We start from the raw sequence: 15,466 nt of genomic DNA, 5'->3' as shown, positions 1-15,466 counted from the left end.
GGGGGCTTTTTATTGCCTGCCAATATCAGGCAGTTCGCACTTCCTCGAAGAGCTCTGGGTGGCGGTCCAGCAGCTTGAGCAGTTTCACCAGCGCCACTGGCGGCGTGGTCTTGCCGTTTTCATAACGAGAGAACGCATTGACCCCACCACCGAAAATTTCCCCCGCTTCACGCTGGTCGAGGTCGAACTTCCGGCGCATGGCTGCAATGAAAGCAGGGTCAACAACGGCTCCATTGACTTGTCGCTCAAAGGCCGACATCAGGTCACTCATGCGCTGCGCCTCTCCCATGCCCAGTATCACCTCACCACAAGCAGGGCAGTAGTCGCCATAAACATCGGGAATAACGGTAGCTTCACCCTTGTAGCGATAAGGCATGTCCTTGGATTGCGCGACCAATTCCGCTCCTCCACACAGTGGGCATTTCATTTCATAGCTCCTTGAAAGACACGATGAGCAGGTCGTCAACCACCATCAACTTGAGGTAAACCCTTCCTACAGCGGTCTGGGGACGATAGACGTCCTGCCAGACTCGATGATTGTTGTAGGTCGTCATGCTCTTATGAAAGTCGCCTGGCGTTAGCTCGCGAACAATGTTCAGCATGGCGAAAGGCTCAATGCCAAGTGCCCGCGCACCCTGCGTGGCTACCCCGGTAGTACGCACTTTGCCTAGACTCAACAGCGCCTTCACCCGCTGCAGCGGGCAGTGAGGCATTCTCTTTTCCATGAGAAATTAACCTTCCAGGTTAAATTTGGCTAATAGGTTATTCCAATAACCCCGGCCCGGAAGTCTGCCTCAATGCCCTGCAGCCGTTACCGGCTCATTTGTCACCGCACATGATCGGCATCGGCTCCGCCACAAACGCCAATGGCTCACGACGCCCGAAATACAGGGCTGTCAGCAGCCCGACCGTGCCCATGACCAGACAAAAGCCGACACACACCCACGGGCTCCACGGCATCAGTGCAATCAACGCCAGCGGTGTGGTGCTGGCCCACAGCGCGTAAGCCACGTTGTAGGTGAAGGAAATGCCCGACACGCGGATCTCGGCCGGGAACAGCCCGACCATCACCGACGGCACCACACCTACCACGCCGCAGGACAAACCTGCCAGCGCATAGGCCAGCCAGGTCAGGCCCCACTGCCCCACCAGGCTGGCGTACAACGCACCGATGCCCACCGGCAGCAACAGGCTATAGAGCATCAGCGCGCGCCAGGCGCCTACACGGTCGACCAGCAGCCCAGCCAGCACGCAGCCAATGTTGAGGAAGACGATGCCCACGCTGCTCAGGGCAAAGGTGTGCCCGGCACTCATGCCGAAGCGCTGCTGCATCACTGTCGGGGTAATCACCACCAGCACCACCACGGCGGATGTCAGCACACAAGTCAGCAGTGCCGCCGGGATCAACGCCCGGCGGTGTTCGCCCAGCACCCGCCGTAGCGGGAAGCTCACCGGCTGCTCCTGGCGTGCGCGCAGGGCGAGGAACACCGGTGTTTCGCTGAGCCAACGGCGCAACCACACGCCGATCACGCCGAATACCCCGCCGAGCAGGAACGGGTAGCGCCAGGCGTAGTCGAGGATTTCCTGCGCTGTGAACAGCTGTGCCAGCAAGGTCGCGGTCAGCGCTCCCAGCAGGTAGCCGAAGGTCAACCCGGCCTGCAGGAAGCCCAGGGCGTAGCCGCGGCGCCCGGCTGGTGCGTGCTCGGCGACGAAGGTCCAGGCACTCGGCACCTCGCCGCCCACCGCCGCGCCCTGCAGGATGCGCAGGGCCAGCAGGATCAGCGGCGCCGCATAGCCGATGTCGGCGTAGGTCGGCATCACCCCGATCAACAGGCACGGCAGGGCCATCATCAGGATGCTCAGGCTGAAGACCCGCTTGCGTCCCAGGTGGTCGGCGAAGTGTGCCATCAGGATGCCGCCCAGCGGCCGCGCCAGGTAGCCAGTGACGAAGATCCCGAAGCTTTGCAGCAGGCGCAGCCATTCGGGCATCTCGGGCGGGAAGAACAGCTGGCTGAGGGTCAGCGCAAAGAACACGAAAATGATGAAATCGTAGATTTCCAGCGCGCCGCCCAACGCCGCCAGGCCCAGGGTCCGGTGGTCACCGCGGCTGAACCGGGGCGGGCGAGCGGTATCGATGGCAGTCATGGCAGGGTCCGCAAATCGGCAAAGGGCAAGAGGATAGCAAATAGCGCCCCCCTTGCCCCGCCCGCTGCGGCTTTAGCGGTTGAACATGGTATTGACGAAATTGGCCCGCGGCCGTGGCCGCGGCGTAGTAGCCGGCATGGCGCCCGGCAGTGGCAGCTTGCCGACCAGCAGCGGTGTATCGATGATCGCCATGAACGTCTCCAGCGCCTCGTTATCGGGCACCTGGGGCAGGCTCAGGCTGACGGCCTGGCGCTCGGTCTGCGGCACCGAGGGCACTATCAACTGGGTAGAGTGATACAGCAGGGCATGCTGGATCTGCGTACTGACGCGGCAGAAGCGCACCAGGTCGACCCCGGCATGGCTGGCCAGCTCGATATTGCCCAACAGCAGGTGGAAAGGCTGCAAGGCACACAGCACCAGGCGCTGCAGCTCCTCGAAGCTGTCCACTGGCGCTATCCGGTAGTAGCCCAGGCCATTGAGCAGCCGCTCCAGCTGCAGGCGCTGGCACGGGTGTGCGTCGGCAATGAGGATGCGCAGGGTCTTGTTGGCCATGGTCGGACCTGGGCAGTTGGGTAATGGGTACGCTCCCTGACCATACTGCGCCAGTAACGGCTGCTGCCAAGGTTATGCCTGGCAGGGGTCTTCTTTGATAGAAGTCGGGAAAACCGCGGAAATCAAGTGACTGACTGACGGAATTTGCATTTGCCTTTAACCCGGCAATCAGGATTCCCACGCGCGCATGCGCACCCGGCAGTGCTTCATGGCATTGACGATGTGCTTTTCTACCAGGCTGCGGGAAATACCCAGGCGCTCGGCAATCTGCTGGTGTGACAGGCCATCTAGCTTGCGCAGCAGGAAGCAGTCGCGGCAGACCTTGCTCAGCTCATCCAGGGCGCGCTGCATCAGCGCCAGGCGCTGGTCGAGCTGCATGCCGTGGCTCGGTGCCGGAGTGTGCCAGCGCTCGTCGCTGTCCAGCACCTCCAGCGGCTCGGCCTGGCGCACCTGGTGCCGCCGGTGGCGGTCGATCACCAGGTTGAGCGCGGTACGGTAAAGGAAGGCACGCGGGTGCTCGATGCGCTCGCCGTCGGTGCGCTCCAGCACCCGCAGGTAGGCATCGTGCGCCACGTCTTCGGCGGCCTGACGATTGCCCAGGCGCGCGGAAAGGAAGCCCACCAGTTCGCGATAGTAATGTTCCACGACGTTACCTGAGATCGTCCTGCCAGCCTATGCCAGAAAGCCCTTTCAGGCAGCAATGCGGGACCGAGTGATGTCAACGTGCGATCTTACAAATTATAATTATTCTCAGCAACAAGAGGGGAATGGCTGGAGGGCGTTAGCGCCTGGGAGACCGAGCGCCGCCCGCGCGGCGCATCGCGAGCGAAGCTCGCTCCTACATTTGTTTCGGGCCAGTTAATCCTGAGGCAGAGGCGCGCGGCCCTTTGGCGTTCACCTCGATATTGTGTGGAACAAACAAGGCGGTCGCGCGCGCTGGCGCAGGCGTTACTGGCCCGAAACAAATGTAGGAGCGAGCTTCGCTCGCGATGCGCCGCGCGGGCGGCGCTCGATCTCGCAGGCGCCACAACCCTGTCGCCATACACCTGTCAGCCCCTACCCAACATTCGCTAAATCCCCTCCTGCCGCTTTCGTCTATCTGGCACCCCCTCGGCTGGAAGTCTGCATGAGACCTTTAACCAACACCCGTCGCCGGGTCCTGCTCACTGGCCTGGGCCTGCTCGGCCTGAGCAGCCTGCTGGCCTGGAAGGCCCTGCCCTACGGCGCGCAGCCGCTCAGTACGGTCGCCGTAACCCGTGCCGACATCGAAAGCAGCGTCACCGCACTGGGCACCCTGCAACCACGGCGCTACGTGGACGTTGGTGCCCAGGCGTCCGGGCAGATCCACACCCTGCACGTCGAGGTCGGCGACACGGTGCGCAAAGGCCAGCTGCTGGTCGAGATCGACCCGTCGACCCAGCAGGCCCGGCTGGATGCCGGCCGCTATTCGATCGACAACCTCAAGGCCCAGTTGGCCGAACAACGCGCGCAGTTCCAACTGGCCCGGCAACAGCTCAAACGGCAACGCGACCTGGCCGCCGCCGGTGCCACCCGCGACGAGGACGTACAAACGGCCGCAGCGCAGCTGAAGGTCACCCAGGCGCGCATCGACATGTTCCAGGCGCAGATCCGCCAGGCCCAGGCCAGCCTGCGCAGCGACGAGGCCGAGCTGGGCTACACGCGCATCTACGCGCCGATGGACGGCACGGTAGTGGCGGTGGATGCCCGTGAAGGGCAAACCCTCAATGCCCAGCAGCAAACCCCGTTGATCCTGCGCATCGCCAAGCTCTCGCCGATGACCGTGTGGGCCCAGGTGTCGGAGGCCGACATCGGCAAGGTCACCCCGGGCATGACCGCCTACTTCACCACCCTGGCCGGCGGCAAGCGCCGCTGGACCAGCACCGTGCGGCAGGTACTGCCGATCCCGCCCAAGCCGCTGGAGCAGGCCAGCCAGGGCGGCGGCAGCCCGGCCAGCGTCAGCAATGGCAGCGCCGGCAGCCAGGTGGTGCAGTACAGCGTGCTGCTGGATGTCGACAACCCGGACGGTGCGCTGATGGCCGAGATGACCACCCAGGTGTTCTTCGTCGCAGGCAAAGCCAGCCAGGTGCTGACCGTACCACTGGCTGCGCTGGACGACGGTGATGGCCTGCGCCTGGCCCATGTACTGACCCGCGACGGCAAGGTCGAACAGCGCCAGGTTCGCACTGGCCTCAGCGACCGCCTGCGGGTGCAGGTGCTGGACGGCCTCAACGAAGGCGAACGCCTGGTGATCGGCGCCCCTGGCGTCAGTGGAGGTTGAATGAGCACACCCCTGATCGAGCTGGTCGACATCCGGAAATCCTACGGCGGCGTCGAAACGCCCAAGGTCGATATCCTCCATGGCATCAACCTGTGCATCCATCCCGGCGAGTTCGTCGCCATCGTCGGCGCCTCCGGCTCCGGCAAGTCGACCTTGATGAATATCCTCGGCTGCCTTGACCGCCCCACTTCCGGCAGCTACCGCTTCGCCGGCAAGGATGTGGCCGAGCTGGGCAGCGACGAACTGGCCTGGTTACGCCGCGAGGCGTTTGGCTTCGTGTTCCAGGGCTACCACCTGATCCCTTCGGGCTCGGCCCAGGAGAACGTCGAAATGCCGGCTATCTATGCCGGCGTCGCCGCCAGCGAACGCCACGCCCGCGCCAGCGCCCTGCTCGCCCGCCTTGGCCTGGCCAGCCGCACCGGCAACCGCCCGCACCAGTTGTCCGGCGGCCAGCAGCAACGGGTGTCGATTGCCCGGGCCTTGATGAACGGCGGCCATATCATCCTCGCCGACGAACCCACCGGCGCCCTCGACAGCCACAGCGGCACCGAAGTGATGGCGTTGCTCGACGAGCTGGCCAGCCAGGGCCACGTGATCATCCTGATCACCCACGACCGCAACGTGGCGGCGCGGGCGCAGCGGGTGATCGAAATTCGTGACGGCCTGATCATCAGCGATTCCGCCGCCGAAAAGCCCACGACCCACGACGGCCGCGGGCTGCAGGCCGACCAGCTGCGCCAGCGCCTGGACCGTGGCGCAACCTTGCACGGAGCGTGGAAAGGCGAATTGCTCGAAGCCCTGCAGGCGGCCTGGCGGGTGATGTGGGTCAACCGCTTCCGCACCGCCCTGACCCTGCTGGGCATCGTCATTGGCGTAGCCTCGGTGGTGGTGATGCTGGCCGTGGGCGAAGGCAGCAAGCGCCAGGTCATGGCGCAGATGGCCGCCTTCGGCTCGAACATCCTCTACCTCAACGGCAAGCCGGCGAGCCTGGGCGAACAGGCTGGCACCATCACCCTCGACGATGTCGCCGCCATCGGCCAACTGCCGCAGGTCAAGCACGTGATGCCGGTGATCGGCGAAAAGATGATGGTGCGCCACGGCAACAGCAGCCAGCGGTTCTATGTGGGCGGCAACAACACCGGGTTCCCCGAGATTTTCAACTGGCCGGCGGTGGAAGGCAGCTTCTACACCGATGCCGATGAAGCCAACGCTGCGGCGGTGGCGGTGATCGGCCAGAAAGTGCGGGAAAAGATGCTGGACCCCGGGCGCGATCCGCTGGGGCAGTACCTGCTGATTGGCAATGTGCCATTCCAGGTGGTCGGTATCCTGGCCGGCAAGGGCGCCAGCTCTGGCGACCAGGACAGCGACGGGCGCATCGTGGTGCCCTACTCCGCCGCCGCCATCCGCCTGTTCGGCCAGCGTGACCCGGACTACATCGCCGTTGCCGCCCTCGACTCCATGCGGGTCAATGAAGCCGAAGCGGCCATCGACAAGCTGCTGCGCCAGCGCCACAACGGCCGCCAGGACTTCGAGCTGACCAATGACGCGGCGCTGATCCAGGCCGAAGCGCGCACGCAGAACAGCCTGTCGCTGATGCTGGGGGCGATCGCCGCGATCTCGCTGCTGGTGGGCGGCATCGGCGTGATGAACATCATGCTGATGACCGTGCGCGAGCGTACCCGTGAAATCGGCATCCGCATGGCCACCGGCGCGCGCCAGCGCGACATCCTGCGGCAATTTCTCAGCGAGGCGGTGATGCTGTCGATGGTTGGCGGCCTGGCCGGCATCGTCCTGGCCCTGGCCATCGGTGGCGGCCTGATGCTGGCCGAAGTGGCGGTGGCCTTTGCCCTGCCCGCCATGCTCGGCGCCTTCGCCTGCGCCGTCGTCACCGGCATCGTGTTCGGCTTCATGCCAGCGCGCAAGGCCGCCCGCCTCGACCCGGTCAAAGCCCTTACCAGCGAATAACCTATGACTCTGCCTAGCCGCATCAGCCTGTTGACCTTATGCGTATGCCTCGCCGCCTGCAGCACGCCGCCCACACCTGCCAGCGGTATCGCCACGCCACCTGCCTGGCAAGGCGAGGCCGCATCACCCTCGGCACAACTGCCAACGGCACAGTGGTGGCAAGCCTTCGCCAGCCGCGAGCTCGACCGCCTGGTACAGCACGCCTTGCACAATGCCCATGACCTGGCTGCCGCCACGGCGCGGGTGCGCCAGGCCAGGGCCCGCGCAGTCATCGCCGGCGCGCCGCTGCTGCCGGAGCTGAAGCTGGGCCTGGACGGCAGCCGTCAACGCCTGCTGCACGGTGACGGCAATGACCAGCTGGATGTCAGCCGCAACGAACCCACCAGTACCTCGTTCGACATGCAGCTCAGCGCCAGCTACGAAATCGACTTCTGGAGTGGCCTGCGGGCGACCCGCGACAGCGCCCTGCGCAACCTGGATGCCAGCCGCTTCGACCGCCAGACCGTGGAGCTGACCCTGGTCAGCGCGGTGGCCGACAGTTACCTGCAGGGTCTGGCCCTGCAGGAACAGCTGCGCATTGCCCGCCTCAACCTGCGCAATGCCCAGGACGTACTGGGCCTGGTCGAGGCACGCCAGCGCAGCGGTTCCGCCACACGCCTGGAACTGGCCCAGCAACGCAGCCTGGTAGCCACGCAGCAACGCCAGCTGCCGTTACTGGAGCAGAAGTGGCAGGACAGCCGGGTCACCCTGGCAACCCTGCTCGGCGACCCGTTGCAGTCGCTACCCGCCAGCCAGGAAGCGATCATCACCCTGCAATGGCCCGCCATTGGCAGCGGCGTACCCAGCGAGCTGCTCACCCGTCGCCCGGACATTGCCGCGGCGGAAGCACGGCTGGCCGCCGCCAGCGCCAACCTGCAGGTCGCCCGCGCCGCCATGCTGCCCAAGCTCACCCTCGGGGCCAACCTGGGGGCTGGCGCCAACACCTTTGCCCATCTGTTCGACAGCGCCTTCTACACCCTCACCAGCGGCCTGGTCGCGCCGATCTTCAACAACGGCCGGTTGCGCGCCGCGCGTGAACTGGCCGAGGCGGAACAGGCAGAGTTGCTGGAGACCTACCGCAGCAGCATCCTGGCCGGTTTTGCCGATGTCGAGAAAGCGCTCAATGCGATCCAGGGTGTGGACCGCCAGCGGCAGTGGCAGGATGAAGAGGTGGCGCAGGCGCGGCTGGCGTTCGAACTGGCGCAGCAGCGTTATGGCGCGGGAGCGGAAACGCTGTTGAGCGTGCTTGAGACCCAGCACACCTTGTATGTGGCGCAGGACCAGCAGGTGCAATTGCGCCTGGCCCGGTTGCAGGGCAGTGTGGCGTTGTACAAGGCATTGGGGGGTGGGTGGCAGGTCGGGCAGTAAACCGCGCTGCTTTCCGGGGCTGCTGCGCAGCCCATCGCGACGCAAGGCCGCTCCCACAGGTTCAAGCATGCACCGTCATGTGGGAGCGGCCTTGTGTCGCGAAAGGGGCGCAGATCGCCCCCAATCAACGCGAGCGCTGCGCCACCTTCAGGTTGCGCGCATACCACGGCCGCTGCGGTACCTTGAGCCGCAGCTTGTCGAGCAGGTCGTCATCGCTGTAGATGATGCGCAACGCCAGCTTCATGGTCTCCGGGTCCATCTCGACACTGCGCCCGGGCCGCAAACCCGGCACCGTCGAGCAGCCGTGGGTATCCGGCCCCAGCCACGGGTCCGCCACTTGCACCCAGCGCCCTGGCGCAAACCATGGCACACCATTGACCTCCAGGCGCCGCACCTCGCCCGGATGCAGCCGCTCATGGGCATGGAACCAGTCCTCGATGCGGTCGTCGATCCAGCCGTGAAATTGCCAGAACACCGGGTTCACATGGGATGAAAACGGGTCACCAAGAAAATCGTTCTGCTCGGCGAACCAGCGTTCGGCAAAATCATCCGGCGTACGCGCCGTCGGCACCGGCATACCGTTGGACGGGTCGCGCGGCACCGATGCCCAGCGCATGTGCAGCCAGTCGTGCAGGCCCAGCTCCACTTCCGAACCGAACTGGCCCAGGGTCAAGGTGCTCAGGTACTCCGGGTCGGTATAGCGTGACTCCCAGACCTGGAAGTTGCCATGGAAGGTATCCGGCGTCTTGATGTCGCGCACCCACTGGGTGTATTCCGCATCACCGCTGGCCAGCCAGGTGGGCGGCAGGGCATTGCCGTCATGGTTGTCGAAATAGCGGGCGAACCCGGCGCGGTCGCGCTCCAGTTCCGGCTGCGGCAGCGGGAAGCGCGGCCATGACGGCAAGTCCTGCAAGGCACGGGCATTGCCAAGCATGTGCCGGTGCATGAAGAAAAAGTCCTCGCCCGAGCCGTTGCGGTCTTTGTGCCGGCCCCGTGCGTCACGCTCGCGGTCACGTGGCCCAGGCTGCCAGCCCAGGCCACGCAGGGCGCCCTGCTTGTCCTTGTCCAGTTTGTGCCATTTGTCCCGCGAGGCATGCCACAACTGGTGGAACAGGCGATGCTCCGGGGCAATCAGCCAGGCCAGCAGTTGCGGGTTCAGCGGGGTACGCTCGCGCGCCTCGGGGAAGGTGCGCTTCAAGGCCAGGAAGTGGTTGTCCTCCACGGGCAATGTCAGCGCGCGGTCCAGGCGCGCAATACGCCCGTTGAGGGTCGCCGGCCCGGCGTTGCCGAACCGGCCCCAGACCTCGTCGAGCACGATATGGCATTCATAGCGGGCATGGGCCGAACACAGACGCCAGCGCAAGGTGCCCGGTTTGTCGGCCAGAAGGTCGCCTACCACGCGGTAGCGCGGCTCTTCCTGCCCACGCAGGCGCTCGGGGGTATCCAGGTAGCCGCGCAGGGCTCGCCCGCTGGTTGCCACATCCAGGAACAGCTCCAGCTCACCTGTGGGTAGACCGTCCAGCCCCGCATCCTGGCCCTGCAGGGTCCAGCGCCAGATACCCCGCAGGGTATCGCCCAACTGCTGCAGGCGAGTATCGGCCAGTTCGACGACGGCCTCGCCAGGGGTTGCCGGGAATTCCTCGTCGGCACGCTGGCGCTGCACATACAGCGCCCCCAGCGCACCGGGCACCACCACACCCGTCAATGCCACACCGGCGATGAAACCGCGTCGGGAAATCGTCATTGCATACCTGTGCATTCATTGCGGCCATGGAGCACGGCCCGTCCAAGGCTAGAACGTTGCACGGCAGGCGAAATTTAGCGGCTTACCCACCCCAAACCTTGAGGGCTACTCGGCCACTCCTACAGGGCCCTGCGCCGGAGTCCTGATAGCGGCTAAATTTCCCGGGTGCGTGCTCGTTCACTGCAGGTAGCGGCGGCCTCTGTGCCCATCCCTCGACGGTGAACCTACTGAGACCAAGATGACGACTCTACGCTGGAAGAAAGCCCTGTTTATCAGCCTGGCCGCGGCGGTTGCCGCTGGCGCCGGGCTTGCCGCCTGGCACTACTTCGCCACACCTGCCGGCTATTCCAGGGAGGTGACCCGCCAGGCCGACGACCTGCAGGAACGCATCATCTCGTTTGACAGCCACGTCACCCTGCCGCTGACTTTCGGCACCGAGGGCAGCGAGGCCGACAAGGACGGCAATGGCCGCTTCGACCTGGCCAAGGCCGCACGCGGGCGATTGTCCGGCGCGGCCCTGACCATCTTCGCCTGGCCAGAATCCTGGACTGGTGACGGTGGCCCGCACCGCCCCACCCCAGGCTTCGTCGAAGCCGCCCGCCACACCCAGGAAGTGCGCTACAACGCCATCACCGCCATGGTCCGCGACTTCCCGCAGCAGGTGGGTATTGCCTACACCCCGCAAGACATGCGGCGCTTGCACGGCGAAGGCAAGTTCGCGGTGTTCCTCAGCATGCTCAACGCCTATGCGCTGGGCGACGACATCGACCAGCTCGACCGCTGGGCCGCGCGCGGCGTGCGCATGTTCGGCTTCAGCTACGTGGGCAACAACAGCTGGGCCGACTCCTCGCGCCCGCTGCCGTTCTTCAATGACACCGCCGACGCCCTGGACGGCCTGTCGCCGATTGGCAAGCGCGCCGTGCAGCGGCTGAACGACCTGGGCGTGATCATCGATGTGTCGCAAATGTCCAGCAAGGCGCTGGCCCAGGCCGTCGCCCTCAGCCGGGCGCCGGTGGTGGCCTCGCACTCGGCGCCACGAGCGATGGTCGACATCGACCGCAACCTCTCCGACAAGGAGCTGCAGCTGATCAAGGACAGCGGCGGCGTGGTCCAGCTGGTGGCCTTCTCCACCTACCTCAAGCCCCTGAGCAGCAAGACCCGGGACAAACTCGACGCCCTGCGCGCCGGCTACGACCTGCCGCCGCTGGCCAACCTGAACTACGCACTGATGCCCGGCGACCCGGTGATCGCCGGCTGGCCCGAGCAGAAGGTCGGCCAGTACGCCAACGCGCTATACGGCATTCTCGAGGAAGAACCGCCGGCCACGCTCAAGGACTATGGCGACGCCATCGACTACACCGTGCGCAAGATCGGCATCGACCATGTCGGCCTGAGCTCGGACTTCAACGAAGGCGGCGGCATCGACGGCTGGCAGAACGCCAGTGAAGCACGCAACGTCACCGCCGAACTGATCAGCCGCGGCTACTCCGAAGCCGATATTGCCAAGCTCTGGGGCGGTAACTTCCTGCGGGTGTGGGAGCAGGTGCAGCGCACCGCGCAACCCGTCGCCACCTCATCCCCCTGACTCTTGCGAGCAACTTGATGAACGATCGTCGCACCTTTCTCAAGCAGGCCGGCCTGCTGGCGGCCGCCCTGCCCCTCACAGGCCCGCTGCTGCCTGCCGCCCACGCGGCACCTGCACAGCCTGCCACTGCCAACGGCTGGGCCGCGTTTCGCAGCCTGTTCGAGCTGGACCCGGCCTACGCACACTTTGCCAACTTCCTGATCACCTCGCACCCAAGGCCCGTGCGCGAAGCCATCGAGGCGCTGCGCGCCCGCTTCGACCGCCACCCGGCCCGCATGGTCGACTGGGACAGCCAGTCGGAGTGGAAGCACGAAGCCGCCGTGCGTGAATGGGCAGCCCGCTACCTCGAAGTGACGCCCCGGCAAATCGCCCTGACCGGCAGCACCACCGAAGGCCTGGGGCTGATCTATGGCGGGCTGAAGATTGCCCCGGGGCAGGAAATTCTCACCACCGTGCACGAGCATTCGGCCGCCCGTCACACCATGGGCTTTCGCACCACGCGCGATGGCACGCCAGTGCACCGGTTGCGCCTGTTCGAAGACCCCGCCAAGGTCAACAGCGACCAGGTACTGGCCACCATTGCGGCTGCCATCGGGCCGAAAACCCGGGTGCTGGGCATGACCTGGGTGCATTCGGGCAGTGGCGTGAAACTGCCCGTGGGCGAGATCGGCGCGCTGGTGCGCGAGGTCAATCGCCAGCGTGACGAGCAGGACCGGATCATCTACGTGATCGACGGCGTGCACGGCTTTGGTGTCGAAGACATGCGCTTTGCCGACCTCAACTGCGATTACTTCATCGCCGGTACGCACAAGTGGATGTTCGGACCGCGCGGTACCGGGATCATCTGCGCGGCGTCCACCGAACTGAAGCAGCTGAACCCGACCATTGCCACGTTTTCCGAGAATGAAGACTTTGCCACGGTGATGACGCCCGGGGGTTACCACGCGTTCGAGCATCGCTGGGCATTGGGCAAGGCGTTCGAGTTGCACCTGCAGTTGGGCAAGGCGGCGGTCCAGGCGCGGATTCATGGGCTCAATGACTATCTCAGGCAGCGGCTTGAAGCGCTGCCGGGGATCGAGCTGGTGACACCGCGCAGTGCGCAGTATTCGGCGGGGTTCACCTTCTTCCGGGGCACGGGGCAGGATGCTGACGAGATTGCCCGGTATCTCAACAGCCAGCGCATTGTGGTCGATGCGGTGTCGCGGGATGTCGGGCCGGTGGTGCGGACAGCGCCTGGGCTGTTGAATACCGAGGCGGAGATCGAGCGATTGGTCGATGTATTGAAGAAGCACGTTCGCGGGTGAAGCCCTGGGGCCGCTTTGCGGCCCCGGCGAGCTCAAGTCAGGATTGGCCGCCGACCCGCTTCAACCACTCCCCGACATCCCGGTAAATCCCCTCCACCTGCCCCACGATCCCCGACATGCGCAAGAAGTCATGGGTCAACCCCTCCACCCGGGCAAAGGTCACCGCCGTCCCGCCCGCCATCAGCCAGTCACGATAGGCCATGCCCTCATCGTGCAACGGGTCATACTCGGCCACGAACAGGTACGCCGGCGCCAATGGCTCGCGCAGCGTCGACAGCAACGGCGACACCCGCCAGTCCAGGCGCTGTTCGCGCTGCGGTGCATAGTGCTGGTAGAACCACGCCAGGGTAGGTGTCTCCAGCAGGTAACCCTCGGCATGCTCGCGATGGGACTCACGCTGGCAGGAGATATCGGTCACCGGGTAGAACAGCAACTGCGCCAGCGGCTTGAACGCCAGCGCTTCGGGCTGCTCCACCGCCGTAATGGCCAGCACTGCCGCCAGGCTGGCGCCCACACTGTCCCCTGCCAGCACCACCCGGCGGTTGTCCAGGCCCAGCGAGGCCGCCTGCTCAGCCAGCCAGTTGGCGGCGTCCAGCGCATCGTGCAGGGCCACCGGGAACTGCTGCTCCGGTGCCAGCCGGTAGTCTGCCGCCAGCACCGCGAACTCGCCCAGGGCCGCCAGGCGACGGCACACCGAGTCGTGCGAATCGAGGCTGCCGACCACGTAGCCGCCGCCGTGCAGGTACAGGATCACCGGCTGCAAGGCAGCGCCGGCATCGCCCTGGCGGTACAAGCGAGCCGCCAGGCGAGCACCGTCGCGTGCGGTAATCTGCAGCTCGCTGGCCGTGACGTTGCCAGGCGGGCTCGGGTCGAGCACCTGCGAGCTGCCTTCGAACTCGGCACGGGCCTGGGCCACGTCCATCGCGTGCATGGGCAGGCTCCTGCCCGTCAGCCGGCCAAATTCGACCAGTTCCAGAAATGCCGCCAGATCAGGGTGCAGTGCCATGTGGGTTCCTTGGGTGAACAATGTGACTCAAGCCTCCCTACGGGACGTAGCAGCACACCGAAAAATTACCCGCCCACACAGCTAAATCGTTGGTGCAGGCACTCGTTATCCCTGCACAACGAAAGACCGCCAGAGGCATACCGTGGACCTTCAGAGCATTCTCAGCAAACTGTTCGCCAACGCTCATGCCGTGGGCATCGAAGGCGTTTTCCAGTTCGTCTTCAGCCAGGACCGGGCCTTCTGGTCGGAGGTGCGCGACAGCAGCCGCACCGGTGCCGGCCGGCACAGCGCCCCGGACGTCACCATCGAGCTGGCCGAGCGTGACTTCATGGGCATCATGGGCGGCACCGCCAACGTCGAAGAGCTGTTCGCCAGCGCCCGCCTGAAGATCAGCGGCAACATGGGCCTGGCCACCCTGCTGCCGCAGATCATCAGCAACGCCCGGCGCGGCGCGCCGGCGACCAAGGTGTCGATGAACCAGCGCTACCCGACACCGGCACGCCTCAGCGAACGGGTGTCGGCCGCGCAACCGGTGCAGCGCGAGGTGGCACGCATTGCCCGCGCCGACATGCCGCTGGCGCGCTTTCAGGGAGAGTACCTGGAGCACGGAACACCCGTGGTGATCAGTGATGCCCTGCAGGACTGGCCGCTGTTCAGCATGGGCCGCGAAGCTTCGCTGGAGCATTTCGCCGAACTGCAGGGCATCACCCGGCACGGCGACTACGTGAAGAAGACCTTCTCCACCGACCGCGACTTCCGTTCCACTTCCATGGCCGACTTCATCGCCTCGCTGGACACCCCGGCCAAACCCGGCGAAACCCCGGCCTACATGGGCAACAACATCGTGCCGGAAAAGCTGCTGGCGCTGATTCGCTACCCGCAGTACTTCGCCCGCGAGAAGTTCATTGCGCCGCGTATCTGGATCGGCCCCAAGGGCACCCTGACGCCACTGCACCGCGACGACACCGACAACCTGTTCGCGCAGGTATGGGGACAGAAGTCTTTCATCCTTGCCGCACCGCACCATCGCCCAGCCCTGGGCACCTGGTCGACCAGCCCCAAGGGCGGCCTGGACGGCTGCGACTTCAACCCCGACGCCCCGGACTACCAGCGTTTCCCGGCGGCACGCGAAGTGCCTTTCCTGCGCGTTGTGCTGCAGGCTGGTGACCTGCTGTTCCTGCCCGAAGGGTGGTTCCACCAGGTGGAGTCTGTGACCACCTCGCTGTCGGTGAACTTCTGGGTGAACTCCGGGCGCGGCTGGTAGCCGGGATTGCCAGGGGGACTGCGCCGACCGGAAGGCTTGCGCTGTCGCACAGATAACTGAATTCGCAAGCGATCCTCGTACCCTGTGGGAGCGGCTTTAGCCGCGAAGAATCCAACGCAGTGCATGGCACCGGCTGTGCCGGTGTTCGCGGCTGAAGCCGCTCCCACAGGGTCCCTGCTAATTCAATGAGTTATG

The 15,466-nt window shown here is 65.4% G+C and carries 13 protein-coding genes; 6 read left to right on the top strand and 7 right to left on the bottom strand.

The window, feature by feature from the left end; genetic code table 11:
- Positions 1–25 precede the first annotated feature (25 nt).
- The 5 genes from ACIQYU_RS08160 to ACIQYU_RS08140 all read right to left on the bottom strand — a co-directional run bounded on the left by ACIQYU_RS08160 (position 26) and on the right by ACIQYU_RS08140 (position 3,342).
- Positions 26–427: a type II TA system antitoxin MqsA family protein gene (locus ACIQYU_RS08160; protein ID WP_063912728.1), complete on the bottom strand. Its 402-nt coding sequence runs from the start codon at positions 425–427 to the stop codon at positions 26–28.
- Position 428: 1 nt separating this feature from the next.
- Positions 429–725 (bottom strand): type II toxin-antitoxin system MqsR family toxin, encoded by a 297-nt coding sequence (locus tag ACIQYU_RS08155; RefSeq protein WP_063912729.1) that lies wholly within the window; start codon positions 723–725, stop codon positions 429–431.
- Positions 726–819: 94 nt separating this feature from the next.
- Entirely contained in the window at positions 820–2,145 is a 1,326-nt protein-coding gene (locus tag ACIQYU_RS08150; RefSeq protein WP_333956687.1) for an MFS transporter, read from the bottom strand.
- 72 nt (positions 2,146–2,217) lie between these two features.
- Positions 2,218–2,697, bottom strand: coding sequence for a histidine kinase (locus ACIQYU_RS08145; RefSeq protein ID WP_207830080.1), 480 nt, complete (start codon positions 2,695–2,697; stop codon positions 2,218–2,220).
- Positions 2,698–2,865: 168 nt separating this feature from the next.
- Positions 2,866–3,342 carry a sigma-70 family RNA polymerase sigma factor gene (locus tag ACIQYU_RS08140; protein WP_207830078.1) on the bottom strand — a complete coding sequence of 159 codons (477 nt, stop codon included), beginning with the start codon at positions 3,340–3,342 and terminating at the stop codon, positions 2,866–2,868.
- 481 nt (positions 3,343–3,823) lie between these two features.
- Here ACIQYU_RS08140 and ACIQYU_RS08135 point away from each other — a divergent pair, with 481 nt between their 5' ends.
- From ACIQYU_RS08135 to ACIQYU_RS08125, 3 genes are read left to right on the top strand one after another with little or no spacing between them, the layout of a single operon-like run.
- Positions 3,824–4,996 carry an efflux RND transporter periplasmic adaptor subunit gene (locus ACIQYU_RS08135; RefSeq protein ID WP_207830076.1) on the top strand — a complete coding sequence of 391 codons (1,173 nt, stop codon included), beginning with the start codon at positions 3,824–3,826 and terminating at the stop codon, positions 4,994–4,996.
- On the top strand, positions 4,997–6,961 hold the full coding sequence (locus ACIQYU_RS08130) for a MacB family efflux pump subunit (RefSeq protein WP_207830074.1): 1,965 nt from the start codon (positions 4,997–4,999) through the stop codon (positions 6,959–6,961).
- Between the two features lie 3 nt (positions 6,962–6,964).
- Positions 6,965–8,368, top strand: coding sequence for an efflux transporter outer membrane subunit (locus ACIQYU_RS08125; RefSeq protein ID WP_402798912.1), 1,404 nt, complete (start codon positions 6,965–6,967; stop codon positions 8,366–8,368).
- 124 nt (positions 8,369–8,492) lie between these two features.
- On the opposite strand, the gene ACIQYU_RS08120 is transcribed toward ACIQYU_RS08125, so the two are convergent.
- On the bottom strand, positions 8,493–10,112 hold the full coding sequence (locus ACIQYU_RS08120) for a PvdJ/PvdD/PvdP-like protein (protein WP_233693693.1): 1,620 nt from the start codon (positions 10,110–10,112) through the stop codon (positions 8,493–8,495).
- A 238-nt stretch (positions 10,113–10,350) separates the two neighbouring features.
- Here ACIQYU_RS08120 and pvdM point away from each other — a divergent pair, with 238 nt between their 5' ends.
- Positions 10,351–11,697 (top strand): pyoverdine-tailoring dipeptidase-like protein PvdM, encoded by a 1,347-nt coding sequence (pvdM, locus tag ACIQYU_RS08115; protein ID WP_402798908.1) that lies wholly within the window; start codon positions 10,351–10,353, stop codon positions 11,695–11,697.
- Positions 11,698–11,714: 17 nt separating this feature from the next.
- On the top strand, positions 11,715–13,001 hold the full coding sequence (locus tag ACIQYU_RS08110) for an aminotransferase class V-fold PLP-dependent enzyme (protein WP_402798905.1): 1,287 nt from the start codon (positions 11,715–11,717) through the stop codon (positions 12,999–13,001).
- Positions 13,002–13,038: 37 nt separating this feature from the next.
- Here ACIQYU_RS08110 and ACIQYU_RS08105 read toward each other — a convergent pair whose 3' ends face one another.
- Entirely contained in the window at positions 13,039–14,007 is a 969-nt protein-coding gene (locus tag ACIQYU_RS08105; protein WP_233686962.1) for an alpha/beta hydrolase, read from the bottom strand.
- Between the two features lie 142 nt (positions 14,008–14,149).
- On the opposite strand from ACIQYU_RS08105, the gene ACIQYU_RS08100 reads away from it, so the two are divergent.
- Positions 14,150–15,271 (top strand): cupin-like domain-containing protein, encoded by a 1,122-nt coding sequence (locus ACIQYU_RS08100; RefSeq protein ID WP_233693695.1) that lies wholly within the window; start codon positions 14,150–14,152, stop codon positions 15,269–15,271.
- Positions 15,272–15,466 lie beyond the last annotated feature (195 nt).

This window comes from Pseudomonas sp. NPDC096925 (assembly GCF_044762545.1).
Classification (GTDB): domain Bacteria; phylum Pseudomonadota; class Gammaproteobacteria; order Pseudomonadales; family Pseudomonadaceae; genus Aquipseudomonas.
Note: the sequence above shows the minus strand (reverse complement) of the source record. Positions and strands in the feature narration are given on the sequence as shown.

Bases quoted from the DNA above. Each gene is read 5' to 3' on its own strand.
- ACIQYU_RS08160 (WP_063912728.1), bottom strand. From the start codon at position 427: ATGAAATGCCCACTGTGTGGAGGAGCGGAATTGGTCGCGCAATCCAAG.
- ACIQYU_RS08155 (WP_063912729.1), bottom strand. From the start codon at position 725: ATGGAAAAGAGAATGCCTCACTGCCCGCTGCAGCGGGTGAAGGCGCTG.
- ACIQYU_RS08150 (WP_333956687.1), bottom strand. From the start codon at position 2,145: ATGACTGCCATCGATACCGCTCGCCCGCCCCGGTTCAGCCGCGGTGAC.
- ACIQYU_RS08145 (WP_207830080.1), bottom strand. From the start codon at position 2,697: ATGGCCAACAAGACCCTGCGCATCCTCATTGCCGACGCACACCCGTGC.
- ACIQYU_RS08135 (WP_207830076.1), top strand. From the start codon at position 3,824: ATGAGACCTTTAACCAACACCCGTCGCCGGGTCCTGCTCACTGGCCTG.
- ACIQYU_RS08130 (WP_207830074.1), top strand. From the start codon at position 4,997: ATGAGCACACCCCTGATCGAGCTGGTCGACATCCGGAAATCCTACGGC.
- ACIQYU_RS08125 (WP_402798912.1), top strand. From the start codon at position 6,965: ATGACTCTGCCTAGCCGCATCAGCCTGTTGACCTTATGCGTATGCCTC.
- ACIQYU_RS08120 (WP_233693693.1), bottom strand. From the start codon at position 10,112: ATGACGATTTCCCGACGCGGTTTCATCGCCGGTGTGGCATTGACGGGT.
- pvdM (WP_402798908.1), top strand. From the start codon at position 10,351: ATGACGACTCTACGCTGGAAGAAAGCCCTGTTTATCAGCCTGGCCGCG.
- ACIQYU_RS08110 (WP_402798905.1), top strand. From the start codon at position 11,715: ATGAACGATCGTCGCACCTTTCTCAAGCAGGCCGGCCTGCTGGCGGCC.
- ACIQYU_RS08105 (WP_233686962.1), bottom strand. From the start codon at position 14,007: ATGGCACTGCACCCTGATCTGGCGGCATTTCTGGAACTGGTCGAATTT.